This is a genomic window from Paenibacillus sp. FSL K6-2524 (genome assembly GCF_038005525.1).
GTDB lineage: Bacteria > Bacillota > Bacilli > Paenibacillales > Paenibacillaceae > Fontibacillus > Fontibacillus anaericanus.
Window position 1 is genome coordinate 3622107 of the sequence record NZ_JBBOSP010000001.1, and the last position, 22751, is coordinate 3644857.

20 protein-coding genes are annotated in these 22751 nt (G+C 41.0%); 5 read left to right on the forward strand and 15 right to left on the reverse strand.

The genetic code is table 11. The features are described from left to right. Positions 1–132: 132 nt before the first annotated feature. Complete coding sequence (locus NST85_RS16625; RefSeq protein WP_341189852.1) at positions 133–1827, reverse strand: M3 family oligoendopeptidase; 1695 nt, start codon at positions 1825–1827, stop codon at positions 133–135. 194 nt (positions 1828–2021) lie between these two features. Between NST85_RS16625 and NST85_RS16630 the strand changes: the two genes are divergently transcribed. Next, on the forward strand, positions 2022–2897 hold the full coding sequence (locus NST85_RS16630) for an alpha/beta hydrolase family protein (RefSeq protein ID WP_341189853.1): 876 nt from the start codon (positions 2022–2024) through the stop codon (positions 2895–2897). Here the strand turns inward: NST85_RS16630 and NST85_RS16635 are convergent. From NST85_RS16635 to pdhA, 8 genes are all read right to left on the reverse strand, one after another. Then, positions 2886–4079 carry a Ger(x)C family spore germination protein gene (locus NST85_RS16635; RefSeq protein ID WP_341189854.1) on the reverse strand — a complete coding sequence of 398 codons (1194 nt, stop codon included), beginning with the start codon at positions 4077–4079 and terminating at the stop codon, positions 2886–2888. The genes NST85_RS16630 and NST85_RS16635 overlap by 12 nt on opposite strands. After that, positions 4072–5175, reverse strand: a complete 1104-nt coding sequence (locus NST85_RS16640) for a GerAB/ArcD/ProY family transporter (protein ID WP_341189855.1) — start codon at positions 5173–5175, stop codon at positions 4072–4074. The genes NST85_RS16635 and NST85_RS16640 overlap by 8 nt, the downstream gene beginning before the upstream one ends. A gap of 23 nt (positions 5176–5198) precedes the next feature. Continuing rightward, a complete protein-coding gene (locus NST85_RS16645) occupies positions 5199–6854 on the reverse strand; it encodes a spore germination protein (protein ID WP_341189856.1) in 1656 nt (551 codons plus the stop codon). Positions 6855–7033: 179 nt separating this feature from the next. Then, the gene (gene cysK, locus NST85_RS16650; protein ID WP_341189857.1) at positions 7034–7969 is read right to left on the reverse strand and encodes a cysteine synthase A; all 936 of its coding nucleotides are present in this window, start codon (positions 7967–7969) and stop codon (positions 7034–7036) included. Positions 7970–8147: 178 nt separating this feature from the next. Beyond that, positions 8148–9563, reverse strand: a complete 1416-nt coding sequence (gene lpdA, locus NST85_RS16655) for a dihydrolipoyl dehydrogenase (RefSeq protein WP_341189858.1) — start codon at positions 9561–9563, stop codon at positions 8148–8150. 4 nt (positions 9564–9567) lie between these two features. Next, a complete protein-coding gene (locus tag NST85_RS16660) occupies positions 9568–10878 on the reverse strand; it encodes a dihydrolipoamide acetyltransferase family protein (protein WP_341189859.1) in 1311 nt (436 codons plus the stop codon). A gap of 26 nt (positions 10879–10904) precedes the next feature. Continuing rightward, complete coding sequence (locus tag NST85_RS16665) at positions 10905–11882, reverse strand: alpha-ketoacid dehydrogenase subunit beta (protein WP_341189860.1); 978 nt, start codon at positions 11880–11882, stop codon at positions 10905–10907. A 68-nt stretch (positions 11883–11950) separates the two neighbouring features. Beyond that, a complete protein-coding gene (pdhA, locus tag NST85_RS16670; protein WP_341189861.1) occupies positions 11951–13018 on the reverse strand; it encodes a pyruvate dehydrogenase (acetyl-transferring) E1 component subunit alpha in 1068 nt (355 codons plus the stop codon). 253 nt (positions 13019–13271) lie between these two features. Between pdhA and NST85_RS16675 the strand changes: the two genes are divergently transcribed. Beyond that, complete coding sequence (locus NST85_RS16675; protein WP_307395211.1) at positions 13272–14000, forward strand: alpha/beta hydrolase; 729 nt, start codon at positions 13272–13274, stop codon at positions 13998–14000. A 128-nt stretch (positions 14001–14128) separates the two neighbouring features. On the opposite strand, the gene NST85_RS16680 is transcribed toward NST85_RS16675, so the two are convergent. Then, on the reverse strand, positions 14129–14767 hold the full coding sequence (locus tag NST85_RS16680) for a trimeric intracellular cation channel family protein (RefSeq protein ID WP_127190533.1): 639 nt from the start codon (positions 14765–14767) through the stop codon (positions 14129–14131). Between the two features lie 144 nt (positions 14768–14911). On the opposite strand from NST85_RS16680, the gene NST85_RS16685 reads away from it, so the two are divergent. From NST85_RS16685 to NST85_RS16695, 3 genes are all read left to right on the forward strand, one after another. Continuing rightward, positions 14912–15553, forward strand: a complete 642-nt coding sequence (locus NST85_RS16685) for a thiamine diphosphokinase (protein WP_127190534.1) — start codon at positions 14912–14914, stop codon at positions 15551–15553. A gap of 273 nt (positions 15554–15826) precedes the next feature. Then, positions 15827–16342 carry a C40 family peptidase gene (locus NST85_RS16690; protein WP_341189862.1) on the forward strand — a complete coding sequence of 172 codons (516 nt, stop codon included), beginning with the start codon at positions 15827–15829 and terminating at the stop codon, positions 16340–16342. Between the two features lie 307 nt (positions 16343–16649). Next, positions 16650–17174: a C40 family peptidase gene (locus tag NST85_RS16695; protein ID WP_341189863.1), complete on the forward strand. Its 525-nt coding sequence runs from the start codon at positions 16650–16652 to the stop codon at positions 17172–17174. A gap of 373 nt (positions 17175–17547) precedes the next feature. On the opposite strand, the gene NST85_RS16700 is transcribed toward NST85_RS16695, so the two are convergent. The 5 genes from NST85_RS16700 to NST85_RS16720 all read right to left on the reverse strand — a co-directional run bounded on the left by NST85_RS16700 (position 17548) and on the right by NST85_RS16720 (position 22750). Further along, positions 17548–18225: a response regulator transcription factor gene (locus NST85_RS16700; protein ID WP_341189864.1), complete on the reverse strand. Its 678-nt coding sequence runs from the start codon at positions 18223–18225 to the stop codon at positions 17548–17550. A gap of 159 nt (positions 18226–18384) precedes the next feature. After that, a complete protein-coding gene (locus tag NST85_RS16705; protein ID WP_341189865.1) occupies positions 18385–19470 on the reverse strand; it encodes a MoeB/ThiF family adenylyltransferase in 1086 nt (361 codons plus the stop codon). A 35-nt stretch (positions 19471–19505) separates the two neighbouring features. Continuing rightward, positions 19506–21053: an ABC-F family ATP-binding cassette domain-containing protein gene (locus tag NST85_RS16710; protein ID WP_341189866.1), complete on the reverse strand. Its 1548-nt coding sequence runs from the start codon at positions 21051–21053 to the stop codon at positions 19506–19508. A gap of 151 nt (positions 21054–21204) precedes the next feature. Then, on the reverse strand, positions 21205–22194 hold the full coding sequence (locus NST85_RS16715) for a hypothetical protein (protein WP_341189867.1): 990 nt from the start codon (positions 22192–22194) through the stop codon (positions 21205–21207). After that, entirely contained in the window at positions 22181–22750 is a 570-nt protein-coding gene (locus tag NST85_RS16720) for a hypothetical protein (RefSeq protein ID WP_341189868.1), read from the reverse strand. Before NST85_RS16720 ends, NST85_RS16715 begins: the two co-directional genes overlap by 14 nt. Position 22751 lies beyond the last annotated feature (1 nt).

Here is a 22751-nt window from a genome sequence, read left to right on the forward strand (position 1 = left end):
ATGTCTTGCCTCCAATTTCATGTGCAAACTACAAATTACAAACCCTAATTATACCGCAAAGCGAGGAATTATGCGAACATTAAAAAGAACATCAAGCTTAACTACACTTGATGTTCAATCATCTTGAATTCACTAAAGCACCGTATCATCTACACTGTCTAACCAGTTCTCGATACTGCCAATAACCGACGTAACACAGCCATCCTCAAATGGTGAGATCAACCCTGCTACTTTTACCAACTCGGTAAAGGATAAGCTTCCGCCTTGACGACAAAGATTCAAATATTGTGCCCACGCAGCCGAACGGTCCTCGTGCATCTTCTTCCAGAATTGAAACGCACATATTTCAGCCAGAGTATAATCGATATAATAAAATGGCGATGTAAAAATATGACTCTGCTTGTGCCAGAAAGCACCTTGCTCCAAATAATCGTTATCTGCATAATTACGAGTTGGTAGATATTTCTTCTCAATATCTCGCCATGCTTTCTTCCGCTCCGCAGGTGTAGCATCTGGATTTCCATAAACGAAATGTTGGAATTCATCAACTGATACACCATAAGGAATGAAGGTCAAGGCACTGGATAGATGATCGAAACGATATTTATCTGCATCTTCCTTGAAGAAGAGCTCCATCCATGGCCAAGTGAAGAATTCCATGCTCATAGAATGAATTTCTGCCGCATCATTACTTGGAGATAAGTATTCTGGTACTTGGAAATTTCTGCTCTCATATGCTTGGAAGGCATGGCCTGCTTCATGTGTTAAGACATCAATATCTGAGGAAGTACCATTAAAGTTGGAGAAAATGAAAGGTGCACCTTGTTCGAATAAGAATGTACAATAGCCACCAAATTGCTTTCCTTGTTTACTTACGAGATCCATCAACTCATGATTCTTCATAAAAGTGAAGAACTCGTTCGTTTCTTCTGACAACTCGGCGTACATCTTCGCTCCATTATGAACGATCCAATCCGGATCACCCTTTGGCATTGCATTTCCCGATTTGAAACTGAAATTCTCGTCGTAATAGAGTAATTGATCCACACCGATCCGGATCCGCTGGCGTTCCTTCAACTTTGCTATGACGGGAACGATATATTGATGCACCTGATCACTGAAATTTGCTACCATATCCGCGTTATAATCAGTCCGTAACATTCTCACGTATCCAAGCTCAATAAAATTGCTGAAACCAAGCTTCTTCGCGATCTTTGTCCTTACTTTAACCAGATCATCATAGATTCGGTCGAATGTCTCCTCATTCTCTGCCATGAATCCAGTTCTTGCTTCTTCTGCTCGTTTCCGAACATCACGATCCATTGACTCAGCAAATGGAGCTAACTGTGCGATGGTCCGCTCTTCACCCTCGAAAAGGATCTTTGCCGATGCGATAAGCTGTGAGTATTCTGTTTGTAGTTTATTCTCTTGCTGTAAATCCTCAATAATCTCAGGGCTAAATGCCTTTAAGGAAAGCTCTGCTATTTGGAATAGTTGCTTACCCCATTTTTTCTCCAATTCCGTTCTAAATTTAGACTTTACTAATGCCTGATAATACTCGCTACTCCATTCCTCAAAGTAAGGCATGGCCTCGTCAAAATATTGTTTCTCCGCCTTGTAGTATTCATCATTTGTATCAATAGAATAACGAATGTAAGCTAATTGATACATCGTGTAGAAAGAAGTGCGAAGTTCGTTAATGCCAGTCATGGCTAAATCCTGTTCTTCGTAACTTCTAGCAGATGTATAAGAGTTAAGTTGTTCTTTAAACTTGAGCTCGATTTCTTTAACAACGGGACGTTCGTAGTGATATTCGTTAAATTTCATAATGTGCACCTGCCCTCTCTGCATTCAAAATACAATCTTATGTATCCAATAGTCCTCGAAATAGATTATATCTTTTTCATGATCCAGTGAAATCCGTCTACAGATGGATTGCTTATAAGACCTAAGGACATACTTATGGCGACAATGATACAATCAAGGGACTAAATAAACCATAAAGTAGAGGACATAACATCATGATGTTTCATATAACGTACCTATCCGACGGATTGAAAGTAAAGGGATATCTTTGCTTACCGCATGGGTTTGAGCTACCTGAGTCTGCTTTATCTGAATTATTGGAATCGATTTATCCGGCTGTTACACTACCCATAACACAGATTGCGAGTTCAATTAAGCCAAATAAGAAAGATGTTAGGAAACACAAGTTACCTGTGCTCATCTATTGCCGTGGTGGTATTGGTCGAGTAGGAAGTGTCAAGACGGAGTGGCTTGAGCAGTTTGCTAATTACGGACATATCGTCTTTGCTCCATCTTACAGAGGAACGGAAGGTGGTGAAGGTCGGGATGAATTCGGAGGACAAGATATTGAAGATGTTCTTTCTGGATACCGTCTGTTAGAGAATCTACCCTTTGTTGATGCCGATAGCATAGCCGTAATGGGCTTCTCAAGAGGTTCAATAAATGCGACACTTGCGGCAGTTAATATACCTAGGGTTAACACATGTATCTTGTGGAGTGGGGTGGCTGACTTAGCTCAAACATATGAAGAGCGTATTGATCTACGTAAAATGCTAAAACGTGTCATCGGTGGGTCACCTATGAAGACGCCAGAATCCTACATTGCCCGTTCCCCCATCGCCATGGCTGAGCAAATCCATTGTCCTGTCCTAGTGATACACGGTACGGGGGATGCTCAAGTTAACTTTAGTCATGGACTCCAAATGACGAAGAAGCTCCAAGAAATCGGAGCAAATGTTACCTTACATGAATATACGGAACTGGGACATCATTTTCCAAAGGATATTCACAACATGGCGACTGAACGTATGTTTAATTGGATAAACCAAAGTAACACATCATCCACCAGCAGTCCCGCATCACTTAGCTGATGAACCATAGTCAGTAATATTCAAGTCCACGTCGTAAGTAATTTCTGATTTACTAAAAGTGTCATCCCAATCCTCTTTGACCTTTTTCCAAACCCGTGGGTGTTGTATCCGTAGTCGATCACGGAATCCGGCAACATCCACATGGTATTCCTCTTGCATCTTATGAACAACTTTATATAACATATCTTTTAGTTCTTCCTCGAAATATTGTTCTGTTTTTTTCAAATATTCAGTGTCCGTGGGATCCTTTGATGTATTCCAGTTCTCAATTAGCCGACCATCCGATTTTATACTTAAATGAAACGAAATATCGTCCCCATCCACTTTTGATTTAATTTTGGTATTTACAGATTTAATTTCGTAGGCAAGTACTTCGCCCGTATCATCATAAGTTTTTATTACACCACCCTTAACCTTTCCAGTAATCCAAGACAGTGCTTCGACCTCTTGCTCATTCAAAGATCCAATCCACTTATTAGTTTTTCCTTTAATAACTCCTGCCCCAGCGAATTCTACTTGTCCTTTGGAAGAAACTACATTTTGTAAAATAAAACTTGCCCCTGAGTTCATAATTCCGTCCAATTTCGTAAGTGTAACCTCCGGCAATATTTTATTGGATCTATTTTGATTTTCTATTAGGCTTTTTAGATGAAATGCTGGTATATCTCCAAGTTGGTTCGTGATTAGAGTTTCACTTGCTTTTCCCGTGCTCAGGAGTACAATACAGCTGGGTCTAATATCGTTATCTCGTAAAATAAATTTCAATAACTTTTCAATATCTATTTTTTGAGAAAGCTCAGATGAGATCACAATAACCTTCAAATGATGCCCAATAATAGTACGATGTTCACTAAGAGCATGCTGACGCAATGATTGAAAAACTGAGTCTCCTGTTTCAGATGAATTCGAAAACATAGAGGATGTGGAACCTTGCTGTTGTTGACCACCTTTCCCCGTTTGAACAGGGATAATTTGGATCGTTGAAGTAACTAGGTTTTTCTTAGGATAATCCGCACCCTTCTCAGTCAATTCCTGTTCTAATTCTGGTTCTTTTCCAACATCAAGTGCTAGTCCTACATAAACACCTAAGGTATCAATTTCCCTGCTGCTCCAGCAACCGGTTAGAAATAGTAATAAAATGAAAGAAATGAAGATAGCTTTCATGCGCTTGATGTTATTCATTACCTGCCACTCCTTTTTTGAATACTTTTGAAATGATAAGCAGCAGTAAAGGAACTATCCCGAACAAGTAGATAGAAATATCACCTATAAAATCACCAAAATCAAATACTTCATTTATATTTTTGGGAAGCATCGCAATAAGAAAAATGATTGACAACAAGAAGTACATCAGAGGTTTAATCTTTATATTGAAGATTTGTGACAAGCCTAACGATGCAGCATAATGACAAATTGAAAATGTAGAAAATATTTGCATAATCCAAATTACAAGTAAGAAGAATTCAAATCTTTCAAAAAGGAGACCGGTAATTTCGAAACTACGCATAAGATCTAGTGTAGGCCAAGTACTTCTTACAGCCCCGTCAATTGACATCGCACCAATAACCATAATTATAGTAACAAAATACAAAAACAGAGGGATACCTGTACCAATAATCATAACTTTCACACCCTTTTTAGGATGTTGCATGACCGCTGTTACAATTAACATGATCTCATAGCCTGCAAAAACAACGATCGTTGACTTTAATCCTTTCATGACTGGAAGAATTCCATCTCCTAAGACAGGACGTAGATTATTAATATCAAATATTTTGTAGCTTAAGGCCATGGAAAATAAAAATACAATAACCGTAATCGGTAAAATGATCTCAAACAAACGTGCAATCGGATTGATTCCACCTGACGTCAAATACAATCCAATCCACATGAAGAACATAATAATCGCCCATAAAGGAGTGCCCTCAAGTAAATAGAGCATGGTAACTTCAGCCATGACCCTAATCTCAAAAGCTGATATACAAATAAAATATAGGATCATCAATATACCTAAACATTTCCCAATCCAGTTCCCCACAATTTTTCCCGCGAATTGAAAAATCGTTTCGCCCGGAAATTGATGACATAGTTTCACGATACATATTCCTGCGAGCATGACCATTAATCCGCCTAATATAATTGCAATCCAACCATCTGGTGTCTTCATACTCTCTGCCAAAGTTCTTGGAAGCGTAAGAATCCCAGACCCTAGCATAAAGCTACTAATGATTACTACAGCTTGCGCAGTTGTTAGCTTATCATCTTTGCGGACAAACACAGGATCATCATCCTCTCTCCCGTTTATTTTTTGCGATCAGAGTCTTTAGTCTTCATCATGATCGGTCTTAATTTCATCACCCCAATGGGCATACGGAAAATAAAGTCCTTCATATCACTTAATCTATATGGTGCTGCTGGGCTTACGTACGGTATTCCAAAGCTTTTTAGCTTCACTAAGTGACTACTTAGTAATAAGAAGAACAAAACCGTTCCGTAAATCCCTAATATTGCTGCACAAAACATGGCCGTAAATCGCAATATACGTAACGTTATTCCTGCACTATAGGTTGGAATTGCAAATGAAGAAATAGCAGTTACAGCTACAACAATGACTAGAAATGGACTGACTATCCCTGCATTGACTGCTGCATCACCAATAATTAAACCACCTACGATACCCATTGCAGGTCCGATCGGCTTGGGTAAACGTACCCCAGCTTCCCTTAGTATTTCGATGGAAATTTCCATAATTAGCGCTTCAATCAGAGATGGGAAGGGCACTCCTTGTCTTGCTTCGATAATTGTTACAACCAGCTTTGTAGGAATTAATCCAGGTTGGAAAGAAATAAACGAAATATACAAAGCAGGAGCAAATAGGGCAAAAAATGTAGCCATATATCGTAACATTCTTAAGAGCGTACCTGGCACCCATCTTTCATAATAATCCTCGGGTGACTGTAACAACATGTTAAAGGTTACGGGTACAATCAATGCAAATGGACTTCCGTCCAGTAGAATACCCACACGACCTTCCAACAGTGAACTGATAACTCTGTCAGGTCGTTCTGTGTTTTGCGCTTGTTGAAACGGACTTAAAGTATTTTCCTCAATCAATTGCTCAACATATCCTGATTCTGCTATATAGTCCAAGTTGATCGTTTCTATTCGGCGTTTAACTTCTTCCACTAATTCCGAATTTGCAATATCGCTCATATAAGCAATGACAAGATCCTTCTTAACTCTTGCTCCCACTTGGAACTTAGTTATTTGCAGGCTTTCATTTTTACCATGTCGCCTTAGCAAAGCTGTATTTTCGCTCAATGTTTCAGTAAAGCCCTCACGTGGACCTCGGAGCAATCCTTCAGATAAAGGTTCCTCTATACCGCGCGTTTTTCCTTTCGCCGTCCCTAGAAGTAATATTTCCTTTATACCGTCTACCAATAGTGCTGAAGATCCCATCAATATATCAGGTATTAATTCTTCTAAGTTGAGAGCTTCTTTTATTTCACTGACAGGAAGCATCTTATTCATAAGGTCCACTTTATTAAGCTCGTAGTTATCAGATGAATGCTCCATCTTTTCAAAATCATCAAACATTAGAGATTCCAATACTTGAGTATCTACTAGTTCTTTGTCATAAAGTCCTTCGATATGTATAACAACTGCCCGTTTACCAGCGCTCTTGATCGTAAACTCTCTAAAATGAACATCACTATTTTGAGCTATTCTTTGTTTAATGGCAGCTAAGTCTGCTTCAAATTCACCTTTAAACTCTGAACTAACCTCTTCTTTTACCTTCGATTTATTTTCTGACGGAGTAGGCTTCCAAATTTGCGGACCCAAAATAGATTGAAGCTTGCCTGAGACGAAATAAATAACTATTGGTACGATCAATATCACTAATGCTTGTAAAAAAACCTTCCAATCTGGAATATAAGTAACAATCGTATGCCACATGTTCATCACCCTAATAGCTTAAAGCCAGAATTGACATGTATGAGTCATGCCTTTAGTAACTGTAGTGTTTCCATAACTCTCCAAAAAATACGGAAACAACTAAACAGCAAAAAAAACCTAAAAGCACCTATCCGTAGGCGCGCGCCCTTTCGAATAAGTGCTTCTGTATAACGTAAGTTCTATGCTTCTGGATAAAGATCTGTGGACAAATACCGTTCCCCTGTATCTGGGAGCAATACAACTATCTTTTTATCTTTGTTCTCTGGTCTTTTTGATAATTGAAGTGCTGCAAATGCTGCAGCCCCCGATGAAATCCCTACAATTAGTCCCTCGGTTTTCGCTAATAAGCGGGTAGCTTCATATGCATCTCCATTTTTAACTGAGACAATTTCATCTACAACAGACCTATTAAAGTTATCTGGAACAAATCCTGCGCCAATACCTTGGATCTTATGAATACCCTTTTTCCCTCCGGTGAGTACTGGGGAACTAAATGGCTCTACGGCTACGATTTTCACAGTAGGTTTTCTTTCTTTAAGCAGCTCACCTACCCCTGATATGGTTCCTCCGGTACCAACACCGGCAACGAAAATATCTATCTCACCATCTGTATCTCTCCAAATCTCTTCAGCAGTTGTTTTCTTATGTATTTCTGGATTTGCTGGATTTCTAAATTGTTGAGGTATAAATGAATTAGGGATTGTGGAACCTATTTCCTCTGCCTTCATAATGGCTCCAGCCATTCCTTCAGTAGCCGGTGTTAGAATTAATTCCGCTCCAAGAGCGATCAATAATTTCCGACGTTCCATACTGAAACTCTCAGGAAGGGTAATAATTAATTTGTACCCTAAAGCTGCTGCTGCAAAAGCAAGACCAACGCCCGTATTTCCACTTGTAGGTTCAATTATTACGGTGCTCTTATTAATGAGTCCTCTTTGTTCAGCGTCTTTTATCATGGCAAATCCTATTCTATCTTTAACACTTCCTGCGGGATTAAAACATTCTAGTTTGGCAATAATCGTTGCTTCAACTTGATGTTTCCTCGTAAAGTTAGAAAGTTCTAATAGTGGTGTATTACCAATCAGTTCTGTAAGGTTCTTTGCGATTCTTGACAAAGCAATCCCTCCGCCGATTTATAATTCCAACTAAATTAGTTGGTTTATTGTTTTTAGAATAGCACCAAAGGTAAATAAATACAATAAAAAAGAAGGCAAGACCGATTTTCTCGGTCTTGCCTTAAAGGCTTGCTTAGGAGTTCCTGTCCTAGGAGGAACAGGAGATAAAGAATACTAATTAACGAGAGATAACGTGAATTGGATGACCTTCAACCAATTCAGCAGTTTCCATTACGATCTCACCAAGAGTTGGGTGAGCATGAATCGTAAGGGAAACATCTTCAAGCGTTGCACCCATTTCAACCGCAAGACCAAGCTCTGCGATCAAGTTAGAAGCTTCGATACCAACGATTTGAGCGCCAAGAACAACATTGTTCTCTGCATTTGCTACAATTTTGATGAAGCCATCAGGAGCGTTCAAGGAAACAGCACGGCCATTACCCGCAAACGGGAATTTACCAGCTTTCACTTTGAAGCCTTTTTCCTTCGCTTCTTTCTCCGTGTAACCAACGCTGGAACACTCAGGATCTGTGAAGCATACTGCTGGCATTCCTTTGTAATCTACAACGGAAGGAAGTCCGGAAATAGCTTCAGCTGCCACTTTACCTTCGTAAGAAGCTTTGTGAGCAAGCGCCAAACCTGGAACGATATCGCCGATTGCGAAGATGTTCGGGTTACTTGTGCGACCTTGATGATCAACTTTAACCAAACCACGATCAGTCAATTCAACACCAGCAAGATCTAGTCCAAGATCACCATCCGTGTTAGGACGACGACCAACAGTTACGAGCAAGTAATCTGCAGTAACTTCTTTGGATTCACCTTTTGCCGTATATTTAACAGTTACGCTCTTATCGTTTTGCTCTGCGCTCTCCGCTTTTGCGTCTGTTACGATCTCAACACCAGTTTTCTCCATGTTCTTCGCTACTAGACGAGTCATGTCCTTATCAAAACCAGGAAGAACCGCGTCAGCGCCCTCAATGATCGTTACTTTAGTACCGAATTTGGAGAACATTTGACCAAGCTCAGCACCGATATAACCGCCACCGATTACGATTAGGCTAGCTGGAATTTCTTGCAATTCCAATGCTTCTGTAGACGAAAGGATGCGACCGCCAAATGGGAATGCTTTAAGTTCGATTGGACGGGAACCTGTTGCCAAGATGCAATGTTTGAATCGGTAACGTGGTGATTCGTGATCGTTGAACGCACGAGCTTCATTTTCGTTGATGAACATCACTTCGCCGTTGAAGACTTCTACTTTATTACCTTTAAGTAGACCGCCAACACCTTGCGTCATTTTTGAAACAACACCGTTTTTGAAAGCTTGTGTTTTTGTGAAATCAACTTTCACATTCTCAACTGTAATACCGAAAGCATCGCCGTGTTGTGCGGACTCATATTGATGAGCTGCTGAGATTAGGGCTTTGGATGGAATACATCCACGGTTCAAGCACACGCCACCAAGCTCCGATTTGTCCACGATGATAACCTTTTGGCCTAGTTGGGCTGCACGAATAGCAGCCACATATCCACCAGGACCTGCACCAACAACCAATGTATCAATATCTAGAGAAGCGTCTCCTACTACCATGTTGTTATACCTCCATTACAAGAAGCTCTGGGTTACCGAGCAACTGTTTAATATAGTTCATGAAGTTTTGAGCTGTTGCACCATCGATTAGACGGTGGTCAAAGCTTAGTGACAATGCCATAACTGGAGCTACGACGATTTCACCATTCTTCACGACTGGTTTTTCACTGATACGGCCTGTTCCGAGGATAGCCACTTCAGGATAGTTAATGATTGGAGTAAAGAACATACCGCCAGCAGATCCGATGTTAGAGATCGAAATCGTACTACCCTTCATTTCGTTAGCGGATAGTTTACCTTCACGGCCACGAATTGCCAAGTCACTGATAGCATCAGCGATCATCCAGATGCTCTTACGATCAGCGTCTTTGATAACCGGTACGATCAAACCGTTGTCTGTATCTGTAGCGATACCAATATCATAATGTTTCTTGTAGACAATTTCGTTGTTTACTTCGTCAATCGAAGCGTTAAGTGCTGGGAATTTGCGTGAAGCAGCAACCAATGCCTTAACGATAAATGGCAAGTAAGTAACCTTCGTGCCTTTTTTCTCAGCGATTGGTTTCATGCGAGTACGGAAAGCAACCAGATCCGTCACATCAACTTCGTCCATAATTGTAACGTGAGGTGCTGTGTATGCGGATTTGACCATCGCATTAGAAATCGCTTTACGGATACCTTTGAACGGTACACGTTCTTCGTCCGAGCCAGCAGGGATTGCTGTAGGAGCAGAAGTCGCAGGTGCTGCTTGTGCAGCTGGTGCATCAGCATTTGCTGCAGCAGGTGCTACTACGCCGCCACCGTTCTTGAACGCTTCAACATCTTCACGAGTCACTTTACCAGCGTTGCCGGATCCAGTTACTTGTGCGATATCAACACCTTGTTCACGTGCAAATTTACGCACGCTAGGCGTAGCCAACACTTCATGATTTGGTGCTGCTGGAGCATTACCAGCGCCACCTTGTTTAGCATCAGAAGAGCTGTCCGCAGCAGGGGAATCCTTCGTATCAGCTCCGCCTTGAGCAGCGTCAGCTTCTTGATGTTCAGGTGCTCCTTCTTGCTCAGGAATTTCACCTTCTGCATCGATAACAGCAACAACTTGGCCTACACGGAAGATCGCGCCGTCAGTACCAAGTACTTCTAGTACTGTACCGTTTACTGGACAAGGAACTTCAATTACTGCCTTGTCATTTTGTACTTCCATAACAATATCATCGTCCGTAACTTTATCACCGACTTTGATATGCATTTTGATAATTTCGCCTTCATGCAACCCTTCGCCTAGTTCAGGGAATCGATATTCAAACTTTGCCACTTGTAGGACCTCCTAGATTGTAATTATTAAAATTCAAGAACTTTATTAACAGCAGTTACGACACGTGCTGGAGAAGGAAGCCATTGATCTTCAATTTGTGCATATGGATATACTGTATCTGGACCTGCAACCCGAAGTACTGGTGCTTCCAAATGCAGGATAGCCTGTTCGTTGATTTGAGCGATGATTTCTGCAGCCATACCCGCTGATTTTTGTGCTTCTTGCACCACGATGGCACGATTTGTTTTCTTAATGGAATTAATAATCGTATCGATATCAAGTGGAACAAGAGTACGAAGGTCAATGACTTCGGCTTTGATTCCGCTCTTCTCTAATTCTTCAGCAGCTTTCACCGAAGTATGAACCATCATTCCGTAAGTAATAATCGTAACGTCCGAACCTTCGCGAACGACATTCGCTTTACCAAGCTCAACCGTATATTCCCCTTCAGGAACTTCAGCACGGAATGCATGATATAGATTAAGATGCTCCATGAAAAAGACAGGGTCATTATCACGAATAGCCGAAATTAGAAGGCCTTTAGCATCATAAGGGTTAGAAGGAATTACGAGCTTAATCCCTGGAGTTTGAGCAATCAAACCTTCCAAAGAGTCTGTGTGTAGCTCGGCAGCCTTAACTCCGCCACCAAAAGGAGTACGGAATACGATTGGTGCGTTGTAGCGACCACCGGAACGGTAACGCAAACGTGCAGCTTGCACCAAGATTTGATCCATTGCTTCAAAGATAAAACCAATGAACTGAATTTCAGCAATTGGACGGAACCCTTGAATCCCAAGACCTAAAGCCATACCACCGATAGCGGACTCTGCCAACGGTGTATCGAAGATACGATCTTCACCGAACTCTTTTTGTAAACCTTCTGTTACGCGGAATACACCACCAACATTACCCACGTCTTCGCCAAAAATAATTACATTTTGATCGCGCTCAAGTTCCACGCGCATTGCATCACGGATTGCTTCTTTCATATTCATTTGTGCCATTGCTTCATATCCTCCTCATTAGAACAATTCACTTTGCATATTGCCATACGGCTGTAAATCATATCATTTTATTGAAAATCTGCTTTTTGCTCTTCTAGATGTTTTGGTGTTTGTTCGAACATACTGTCGATCAGGCCGGAAACCGTCATTTTCTCGGTTTTTTCAGCTTTCTTAATTTCTTCATTTACTTTTGCCTTCGCTTCTTCTTTCACACGAACTGTATCTTCTTCAGTCCAAAGGCCTTTTTTCTCCAAATATTTAGCAAGACGAGCAATTGGATCTTTTTCGCTCCATTGTCCTTCTTCTTCTTTCGAACGATATTTTGAAGTATCATCAGAAAGGGAGTGTGGACGGAAACGGTAAGTAACAGCTTCGATCAATGTAGCACCTTCACCGTTACGAGCACGTTCAGCAGCTTCTTGAACAGCGGCGATTACAGCAAATACGTCCATACCATCAATCTTCACGCCACGGATACCTGCAGCAACCGCTTTGTGTGCGATCGATAGAGCAGCCGTTTGTTTGGAGAAAGGTGTCGTAATTGCATAACCATTATTTTGTACGAAGAAGATAGCTGGCAATTTATAAACACCTGCATAGTTCAACGCTTCATAGAAGTCACCTTCTGAAGATCCACCGTCACCTGTATAAGCGATAGCAACTTGTTTTTGTTTCTTCAATTTGAAGCCCATTGCGATACCCATTGCATGTAGAACTTGAGCACCGATAATAATTTGTGGCATAAGGACGTTAACTCCTGCCGGAATCTCACCACCGTGTTGATGACCACGGGAATACAGGAATGCTTGGTAAAGCGGAAGGCCGTGCCAAACGAGTTGTGGAATATCGCGGTAACCTGGGCAGATAAAATCATCTTTCTCCAATGCGAATTCACTACCTACCATTGTTGCTTCTTGACCGGATACTGGAGCATAAAATCCAAGGCGACCTTGACGGCCTAAGTTAACGGCACGATCGTCCCAAGTACGGGTAAATACCATGCGGTACATTAATTCTTTCAATTGATCATCAGTTAAATTAGGGGCTAATTCTTTGTTAACAATTTCACCATCTGGCGAAAGTACGGACAAGGCCTCGACTTCCTCCGTATATACTTCATAAGGAATCTTACTCATTTTCTTCACCTCGACAAATAATTTGATTATCATGTACCTCTGTTATAGAATTATTATACATCTGTTTTACTCCTGAAGTCAAAGAGATTGGTCATATTTCCTCAATTTATTTATTTTTGTTTGTATAACAGTGTCGTTTAGAGAGTATAACAGTTTGAATTTTAACTACCTGCCAATCCCACAAAAATGATGTTTATTTATCATCATACCGTGGCAACTATAAACAAATCAAATAACTAGGAGTGTGTAAGTCATGACAGATTCGGCCTATTTAAAACGAACCATTGTTAAAGAGGAAATACAGAGTAAACACTTGGGAGAGAGTCGGTTTCTGCGAATTTACCTGCCTCCCGGATACAATGAAATCCTCAGTTACCCCGTAGTGTATTGCCAGGACGGAGAAGAGTTTTTCAATTTCGGACGTATAGCAACCGTCGCTAACAGGCTAATTCTAGATGAAGGAATCGATCCTTTCATTATTGTAGGTGTTGAAGTCGATACTTCTGTACGAACATCAGAGTATGCACCTTTTGGAGATCGCTTTGAGGCCTATACTTCCAGTTTCGTCGAAGAGATTATTCCCTATGTAGAACGTAATTATCCTGTACGCCGTGAGCCAAGCGAAAGAATTCTTGCGGGTGATTCCCTCGGTGGAACAGTATCACTTCACTTAGCTATGAAAAACCCAAAACTGTTTTCCAAAATCATTAGTTTATCGGGAGCTTACTATGAACCCAGTCTGAAACTTCTTGCCGCTGAGCAGGATCTGTCCTTCCTCTCGCTGTTTATGATCGTTGGTTTACAGGAAGACAACTACACAACCGATACGGGAACGTATAATTTTGTCGAATTAAACCGGACAGCCAAATTACTTCTGGAAGAACGTGGCGCCCAAGTTGTCTATTACGAGAAAGATGGTAAGCATCTTTGGGGATTTTGGCAACAGGAACTCCCCCATGCACTGATTCATTTCTTGAAATAACCAAGTTTTACTTTACAGTCATGTCTCAGTTCCTACTCGTATTCACGTTTGCATTTCCAGATTTGCTCAGAAGAGAGATAGCTTCATATCCCTCTTCTTTTTTCTCCTTCATTAAACTATCCGCTAGACTATCCGCTTTTGGATTCCGTTCTATTGATTGCCCCCGTTTTGAGTGAACGTCGAGGTAATCTCCATTTATAATGAACGGATAACATGCGAAAGAACACAATGAACACAAAGAGTAAGGTAAGTTCCAGTGTTGATTTGATAAATCCAAGCCCAATGGTAGCTCCCGCTAACATCGCCCAAACCGCATAAATCTCATCTCGAAGTACAAGTGGCTTACGACCCGCCAGCAAGTCTCGGATGATCCCGCCTCCAATTCCCGTTAACACTGCAGCAACTAGAACTGCATTTAGCGGGTGCTTCATTTCTGTGGCGTAAAGTGCACCCTGGATCGCAAAAGCAGACAAGCCTATCGCATCAAATAACGCTTCTGTTCTTTTCCAATGCTTAATCCAGGTCAGCGGTAAAATAAACGAGACAATAATTGATAATACAGCAAGCGTGATAAGGTCACCCTGGCTCCATAATGTCGTCACAGGTACACCAATGAGCACATTTCGGATAATCCCGCCTCCGAAAGCGGTTACAAGTCCCAGCACGAGCACACCTAAAATATCATATTCCTCTTCCATGGCCACAAAAGCACCGGACATTGCGAAAGCAATTGTACCTACAATACTGAAAATATCAAATATGTGCATTTATTGTACTCTCCCCTACCCTCTCTTTCGTCTTCTACATTCTGCCTCCATTGTAGTCCTGTGATATAAAATTGTGCAACCCTGAAATCTCCATTATACTGATTTAAATGCAATATTTTCAGACATGATGAAAGGAAGTATATGATGACTAGTAAGCGTGTGTTTATTTATGCTGGGGGAGAAATCGATCCTATTTCTATAAAATCAATAAAACAAGATGATTACATTATAGGCGCTGACCGAGGCGCTCTGTTTCTCGTAGATAATGGAATAAAACCTCATATCTCTGTTGGTGACTTCGATTCTGTTAATGCAGAAGAATTTGCAAGAATCCAAGGTTTTAGCGATGAGATACTTTCTTGCGATGCCGTGAATAAGGATCTTACCGATACCGAACTTGCATTTGATATCGCAATAGAGCAACAACCTACGGAAATCATCATGGTCGGAGTTAGCGGTTCTCGGCTTGATCATACCCTTGGAAATATCCATATGCTGCTGCGAGGGCTGGAGCAGCAAATATCGTGCTTCATCTGGGATCGAAATAACTATATTACACTCACAGATTCAACCCATATTGTTGAGGATCGCGGGTACACCTACGCCTCCCTATTGGCACTTTCCCCTGAAGTGACAGGGATTAATCTGGAGGGTTTCCTTTATCCCTTGGAGAACGCAACTTTAAAAATGGGCCAGTCTCTAGGTGTTAGCAATCGTTTGGTAGAAGCAAAGGGTACGATACATATCGCTAGCGGTTTATTGCTTGTCATCCAAAGCAAAGATTAATATTTTTAATATAATACATTTTTGTAACCAATAAATTTAACAATTTTTTTAACCTAAAAACCTTGATTAATCAAGGTTTTTTCTTTTGTCCCCTCCACTATTAGCTATCATTTTATTAATAATTTGTTAATTTTAATGATATTTTAATAATCCATGTCAAACCCTTGTGAGACAAGCATTTGAGTGTCTATTAGCAAAAATTAGGTGGTTTCAAACCTGTTATACTTCAATCAAGCCGGACAAACAAACAAAAGATTTTGGAGGTATTACAACATGAAACTACACACTTTATTCCAAAAGGTATTGACGATCGGCATCGTGTCAACCATCGGATTCAGCACTTTACTTGCCAGCGGAGCAGGAACTGCACAAGCCGCATCGGTATCAGCAGAAGTTACAGCCGTATCGAAAGGCACCCAAGTTGTTAACTACGGGAAAAAATATATGGGCGTACCCTATAAATTTGGAGCTTCTACATCAACAACTAGAGTATTCGACTGCTCATCCTTTATGAAACACATCTTTAAAAAATACGGAGTTACACTTCCACGTACATCAGTAGCTCAATCTAAAGTAGGAAAAGCCGTTTCCAAAGCTAACCTAAAAGCAGGAGATTTGGTATTCTTCTCAAGTGGAAGCCGAGCTAACGGCAAGAACGTAACCCATGTCGCTGTATATGCTGGAAACGGAAAAATCCTTCATACTTATGGTAAACCAGGAGTTACAATCTCCAACCTGAATTCAGGAACTTGGAAGAAAACCTATCTTAAAGCACGTCGTGTGTTGTAATCTATCGATTTAGTAATAAGTAGTTTAATAGAAAACAATCTATCTATTAATGATCTGTAAGAGAGTTGTATCATGGGTTTGTCCCCCCTTGATGCAGCTCTCTCTTTGAGTTTAATAAGATGCTCTTGAGAAAAGCTCATTATATAATCTCAATTTATTAATTTTTAATCGACTTTTAATAATCAGGTTCAAACCGTTGCTGCACCTGGGTTACAGCTAACTGATCCACAATTTAGGAGGTTACAAATCTGTTACACTCTAATCAAGCAAGGGAAAACAAAATCATATATTCTGGAGGTAATACACCATGAAAATACAGAAAGTATTCCAAAAGATATTAACAGTAGGCATCGTATCAACTATTGGATTCACTACTTTACTTGCTAGTGGAGCAGGAACTGTACAAGCCCAATCTATTGTACCCGCTGCTGAATCAACTGCATCACAATCGGTAGGATCGCAAGTCGTTAAATTTGGCAAACAGTTTATCGGCACTCCTTATGAATTTGGAGCATCTACCACAACAACAAGAGTTTTCGACTGTTCGTCCTTCATGAAATATATCTTTAATAAATATGGAGTTACACTCCCACGTACATCAGCAGCACAAGCTAAAGAAGGATATAAAGTTTCAAAAGCCAACCTACAAGTAGGCGACTTAGTATTCTTCTCTAGCGGCAGCCGTTCCACCGGATCGAATATTACCCATGTTGCTGTATATGCCGGAGATGGAAAAATCCTTCACACCTACGGTTCACCAGGAGTCACTTTATCCGATCTCGATTCTGCAAATTGGAAGAAAACTTATGTAACTGCGCGTCGCGTACTATAACGCGTACTCTAAAATAATAATATTCTTATATAAAATGACGGATTATCAAACCAAGGGCTTAGCCAATTGATAATCCGTCATTTAATTAAGGCTCAATCTAGAAATCAGTGGTTGATTTTACGAGCTAACAGAGCGAAGGGTCGGAGATTCTGAAGAAACTACAAGCTTTCCTTAGGAAAGCTACATCGGAAGCATAAGCTGTGTTCGCCTTTAAAGTCCTATTTCAACCGATAATCATTTTTCATTTTAGAAAAAGGGCTTTAACAGCGATCGCAAGAACCCTCCGATCTGGAGCGATTCATTTAAGAGACGTCGTCAACCACTGATTTTGGCATTGAGCCTTAATTAATAGACCATACATTATAGAAGAACACTATTGCAACATATACCCCGACCCACGTACCGTATGAATCAACTTACGAATTCTTCCCCGGTCCATCTTCTTTCTGAGATGCCGAATATATACATCAACTACATTCGTATTTGTCAGAAAATCATGTCCCCACACTTCCTGTAAAATCGTATTTCTATGGCAAACGGTATTCACTCGTTTTGCCAAGTACAGTAGCAACTCGTATTCTTTCGGGGTCAATTTGATGGGCTCCTCTCCGCGATACACTTTCCGACTCTTCAGCTCGATCACCAAATCTTCGTAAGTAATATTCGTTACACTTCCACTAATCAGTCGCTCAAACAATCGAAGTAGATTATCAATTCTTGATTTAAGTTCCTCGATGGACAAAGACTTCACAACAACATCATTGGCACCTAGCTCAAGTGCAGAAACAATTTCGCTCGTATTCCGCTTTGCTAGCATGACCATGATGGGGAAGTCTCGTGCTTTTCCTAATTGGCGAACCAACTCCATTTGACTTTGATCTGCAAGTTCTGTACCGAGTAGGACTAAACTTGGTTTTTGAAGATTCAGCTCTCTGAGCATCTCAGTCCCTGATTTGAACCAGTGTACATTGTAGCCTGCTTCTTCTAATTGCCTCCACCAACGTTCCCCTAATGTTTCATTACCCTCGGCCCACAATATGTGCTCCTTCATATTTTTACCCACCTCTACCTAAGAAGAAATCATTCCCTTTTTAAACTTTAATACTTCAAAAATGAGCTCTTCTGATCAACTTTCTATAGGATTCTCAAGATGCAAAGAAACCATTCTACAACCTAAGAATGGTTTCTAAAAAATCACTGTTTGAAATTATTAATTCATATATCGATCATAAATAGCCTTAGCTTCAGTAATGTCCTTTGTACCATGTATTAATGCCCTACCATCTTGAAACAATACGATGCGAAGTTTCCCGACTGTGTAGGATACTAAGAATGGATTATACTCAACTTTGCCTTCCTCAAGCCGCCTAAATATTTCTGCGATTTCTTGTAAATTTAATCTGCGCTTAGTCACAGGTCGTATCTGCACCGTATCACGCCCACACAACACCTCTGTTTTACGTGTACCTGATTTACTCAAGAAAGGATAAGATGGTTCTGTACCACATGACGGGCAATCCTCACGCTTGGCCGATGATACCTTAATTGAGGCCTGTTCGTTCCGCCATAAGTCAAAGGTAAGGATAGTTCCACGCAATGCTTCCAGTTGACCTGTCAATAGTTTTAACGCTTCTGTCATCTGATGAGCAGTGACTGTTTGAACCGCAGGTGAAATGATACCAGCTGTTTCACAAGTATCTCCACCCACTCCAAAGGGCATGGATTCCAGTAGACAATTCATACAAGGAGTTACGCCCGGAAGAATAGTATAAGTAATTCCGTAACTACCGACACATGCGCCATATATCCACGGAATCGCATGTTTTTGTGAAACATCGTTAATGAGCAAGCGAGTATCAAAGTTATCCGTTGCGTCAACAATTAAATTGACTCCAGGTAACAACGACTCGATCTCATCCAGCGTCACATCCATCACATGTCCCTCTATCTTAACTCCACTATTGATCGCACGCAGGCGGTTCTGAACCGCAACGGCCTTAGGCACCCTATTCACAGCATCTTCCTCACAGAACAACTGTTGACGTTGCAGATTACTCCACTCTACATAATCACGGTCAGCAATGATTATACTGCCGATACCGGCACGTACAAGACTCTCTGCAATGACTGTACCCAGCGCACCTGCACCGACGATCAGTACGGTAGCTTCGGTCAATTTCCGTTGACCCGTGGAGCCAATTGGACCAAATCGTTCTTGCCGTGAATACCTATTATCTCGTTCCGAAGATTCAGAGTTCTTCAAGTGCGATACTGATCCCAAGTGGTCCTCACTCATTTCAATTCATGCCCCTTTTCATAGACATCACAATATTACTTTGTCGACCAAGCCTCTACGTCCCACACCTTGGTTACCCAATCTTCATAGAAATCAGGTTCATGAGAGACGAGTAGTACTGTTCCTTTAAATTCTTTGAGTGCACGCTTCAATTCTTCTTTAGCTACAACATCTAAGTGATTTGTCGGCTCATCGAACAGAATCCAGTTGGTCTCCCGCATCATAAGCTTGCACAACCGCACTTTGGCCTGTTCTCCACCACTTAATGCCTTCAATTGTCTTGTTATATGATCGTTCTTTAATCCACAACGAGCTAAATGACCACGAACTTCATTCTGTGTCAGATTTGAAAATTCATTCCACACATCATCAATCGGCGTCATATTCCCGGCACGAACCTCTTGTTCGAAGTAAGCAGGTGCTAAAAATTCACCTTGATAGGTCCTTCCACTAATTGGAGGAATTTTGCCCAAAATCGTTTTGAGTAACGTCGACTTACCAACACCGTTACAACCCACAATAGCGATCTTATCGCCCCGCTCAATCATCATCGTCATCTTAGGCAATAACGCACGATCATACCCAATTTCGAAATCGACACCTTCAAATACAGTTTTACTACTAGCACGAGTTTCCTTGAAACCGAAGGTTGGCTTGGACATTTCCTCTGGTTTCTCGATCCGATCCATACGATCTAGTTGCTTCTCCCGGCTCTTAGCCCGTCCTGAAGTAGAAGCACGCGCTTTATTCTTCTGAATGAAATCTTCTTGTTTCTTAATTAAATCCCTTTGTTTCTCGTAGGCTTCAATATGCTGAATCTTATTCATATCAGCCATTTCTAGAAACTTATCAAAATTAGCTGAATAACGGGTCAACTTTGTGAACTCCAAATGATATATCGCATTTACTACCTGCTTCATAAATTCCGTATCATGCGAAATAAGAATAAATGCATAAGGATAGTTCTGCAAATAGTTCGTTAACCATTGGATATGCTCAACATCAAGATAGTTCGTTGGCTCATCCAACAAAAGAACATTGGGTTTCTCAAGCAACAACTTCGCAAGCAGAACCTTAGTACGTTGACCACCACTGAGCGACGTGACATCACGGTCTAAACCAATGACAGACAGTCCGAGTCCGTTTGCCATTTCCTCCACCTTAACATCGATTAAATAGAAATCACCAATATCAAGTTGCTCCTGAATATCTCCCATTCGAACTAATAAATCGTCCAATTGCTCGGGAGTAGCATCGCCCATTTGTTCCGTAATCTCTATCATTTCTTTCTCCAGTTCGAGCAGGGGCAAGAAAGCATCTTTAAGGACATCACGGATTGTTTTACCAGGTGTTAGTTTCGTATGCTGATCTAAATAACCATACCGAACCCTTGGGGTCCACTCTACTTTTCCTTCATCTTTCAATACCTGACCTGTCAAAATATTCATTAGCGTGGATTTACCAGCACCATTTGCACCAACCAGGCCCACATGTTCTCCCGCTAGCAAGCGGAAAGATACATCTCTAAACAACGTCCGGTCTCCAAAATCATGTGAGACTTCTTCTACACTTAATAAACTCATATTATTACGTAAACTCCTCTATGTGAAAAAAATAGTTTGTTAGTTTGCATCATAGGACAAGCAAAAGCAAACACTAATAAACCATTTTAGCACAAGAAGGAGAGCAATCGAAACCTATGTTTTGAAAATGATGAAAAAAGATGGATGATTTTCACAAACCTTGGCGTTTACATGGCGCCTCGAAATAGCCCTTAGTCGCAGCATCTCGCTCACTTACAAATACCTCTTCCATTTTATAAGGTGCTGAACAATCCTCCCTGTAGAAATATTTGATACCCTTCGATTCATCATTCCCACCTATAACTGGATATCTCTTAATGAGTCGCCCACCTCCAAGAGCATAATTGTTATAGTAACGATCACCTACCGGAATACCTTGGAGAAATATGAGCACACCAACATCATTCAGTGTATTATTCCACTCCTCCTGGGAGATAACCGGAAGTGTGAACGTATAGGTTACACCCAGTTTAGCTGCATACTCATTATGACGATTAATATAATCAGCCAGATCATCTTCAATACTCCGTACGATAACAGAACGGCGAACTTGCTGGAACGTTTCCGAGTCCTGCAGGAGAGGTATTGTGACTATTGAGCTTAATTCCTCCTGCAGTCCACTCACCCATTCTCCACTCACTGCATCATAAGCAATAACATAACTATCCAGGGTAAACGCAACTTGATTACCGATTTCATCAGAGTAGACATAGGGTTTCTTTGGCCGAAAATGATGCTCTGCTAGCACGCTACCATCGCATGCCGTTGATTCATCTACTGCGTAAATCGAGTAACCGTCATACTCAATGATTACAACAGCAGGAATATAGACCATTAATGACCTTTGTGAGACTTTATCATCCGTAATTCCAAAATTCAGAGACAACGATTGCTGTAAAGCCATAATTGCCCCATTCTTATCCGCACGCATAAATTTGGCCGAGCCATATCCTGTCTCATAGCTTTGCAGCTCGTTCATATTCAGTGCACTACCCCCGTCCTGAGCCGCTGTCCTTAGGGCTGTTGTATATTGAAGTTGCAGTCGATTCACCTCTCGAAGATCTTCGGTATGCAAATGACTAACCCACAACAGTGGAGAGACTATCAGTAGGAAAATGACCGCCCAGTCAGTAATCTTCATTCAGCACCATACCTCCGTAAGTCAATGAATCTGTCCCTTTACCGGAAACCTGACTATGAAGAAAACTTCCCAGCACTTCATATGTAGTAACAGAACGTCTCACTAGAGTTACCGTAAAATAATCCCCAATTTCCAATTTATATTTTCGCTCTGCAATATCCCCGTTCCCCATATTCCCGTTAGCAAAAGTCGAATCGGGAAATAGCACCTTCATTAAATCAGCGGTAAAATAACTATCATATAGCACACTGAAATCATCCTTAAAACTCGTGGCATCTGCTGGGTCCTGATATTCTGGGTGATATTTCTTATGCCGATGTTCCATATCGATATCATACATAAATCCAAATGCCTCAATTTCTCTGGCGAAATCCCCATACATTTGTGATGACAAATAGCCTTTATTCCGAACCGCGTCCGTAAACTGAACAAGTGTATTGTAAGCAGACAGAACGCGTATATCCTCCTCACGCTCTGCCGCCTGGGAAGCTGGAACCAAATACAGCAGGAGAACTGCCAGCAGCGCTGCCGTTATTTTAGATAAAACATTCGGCATA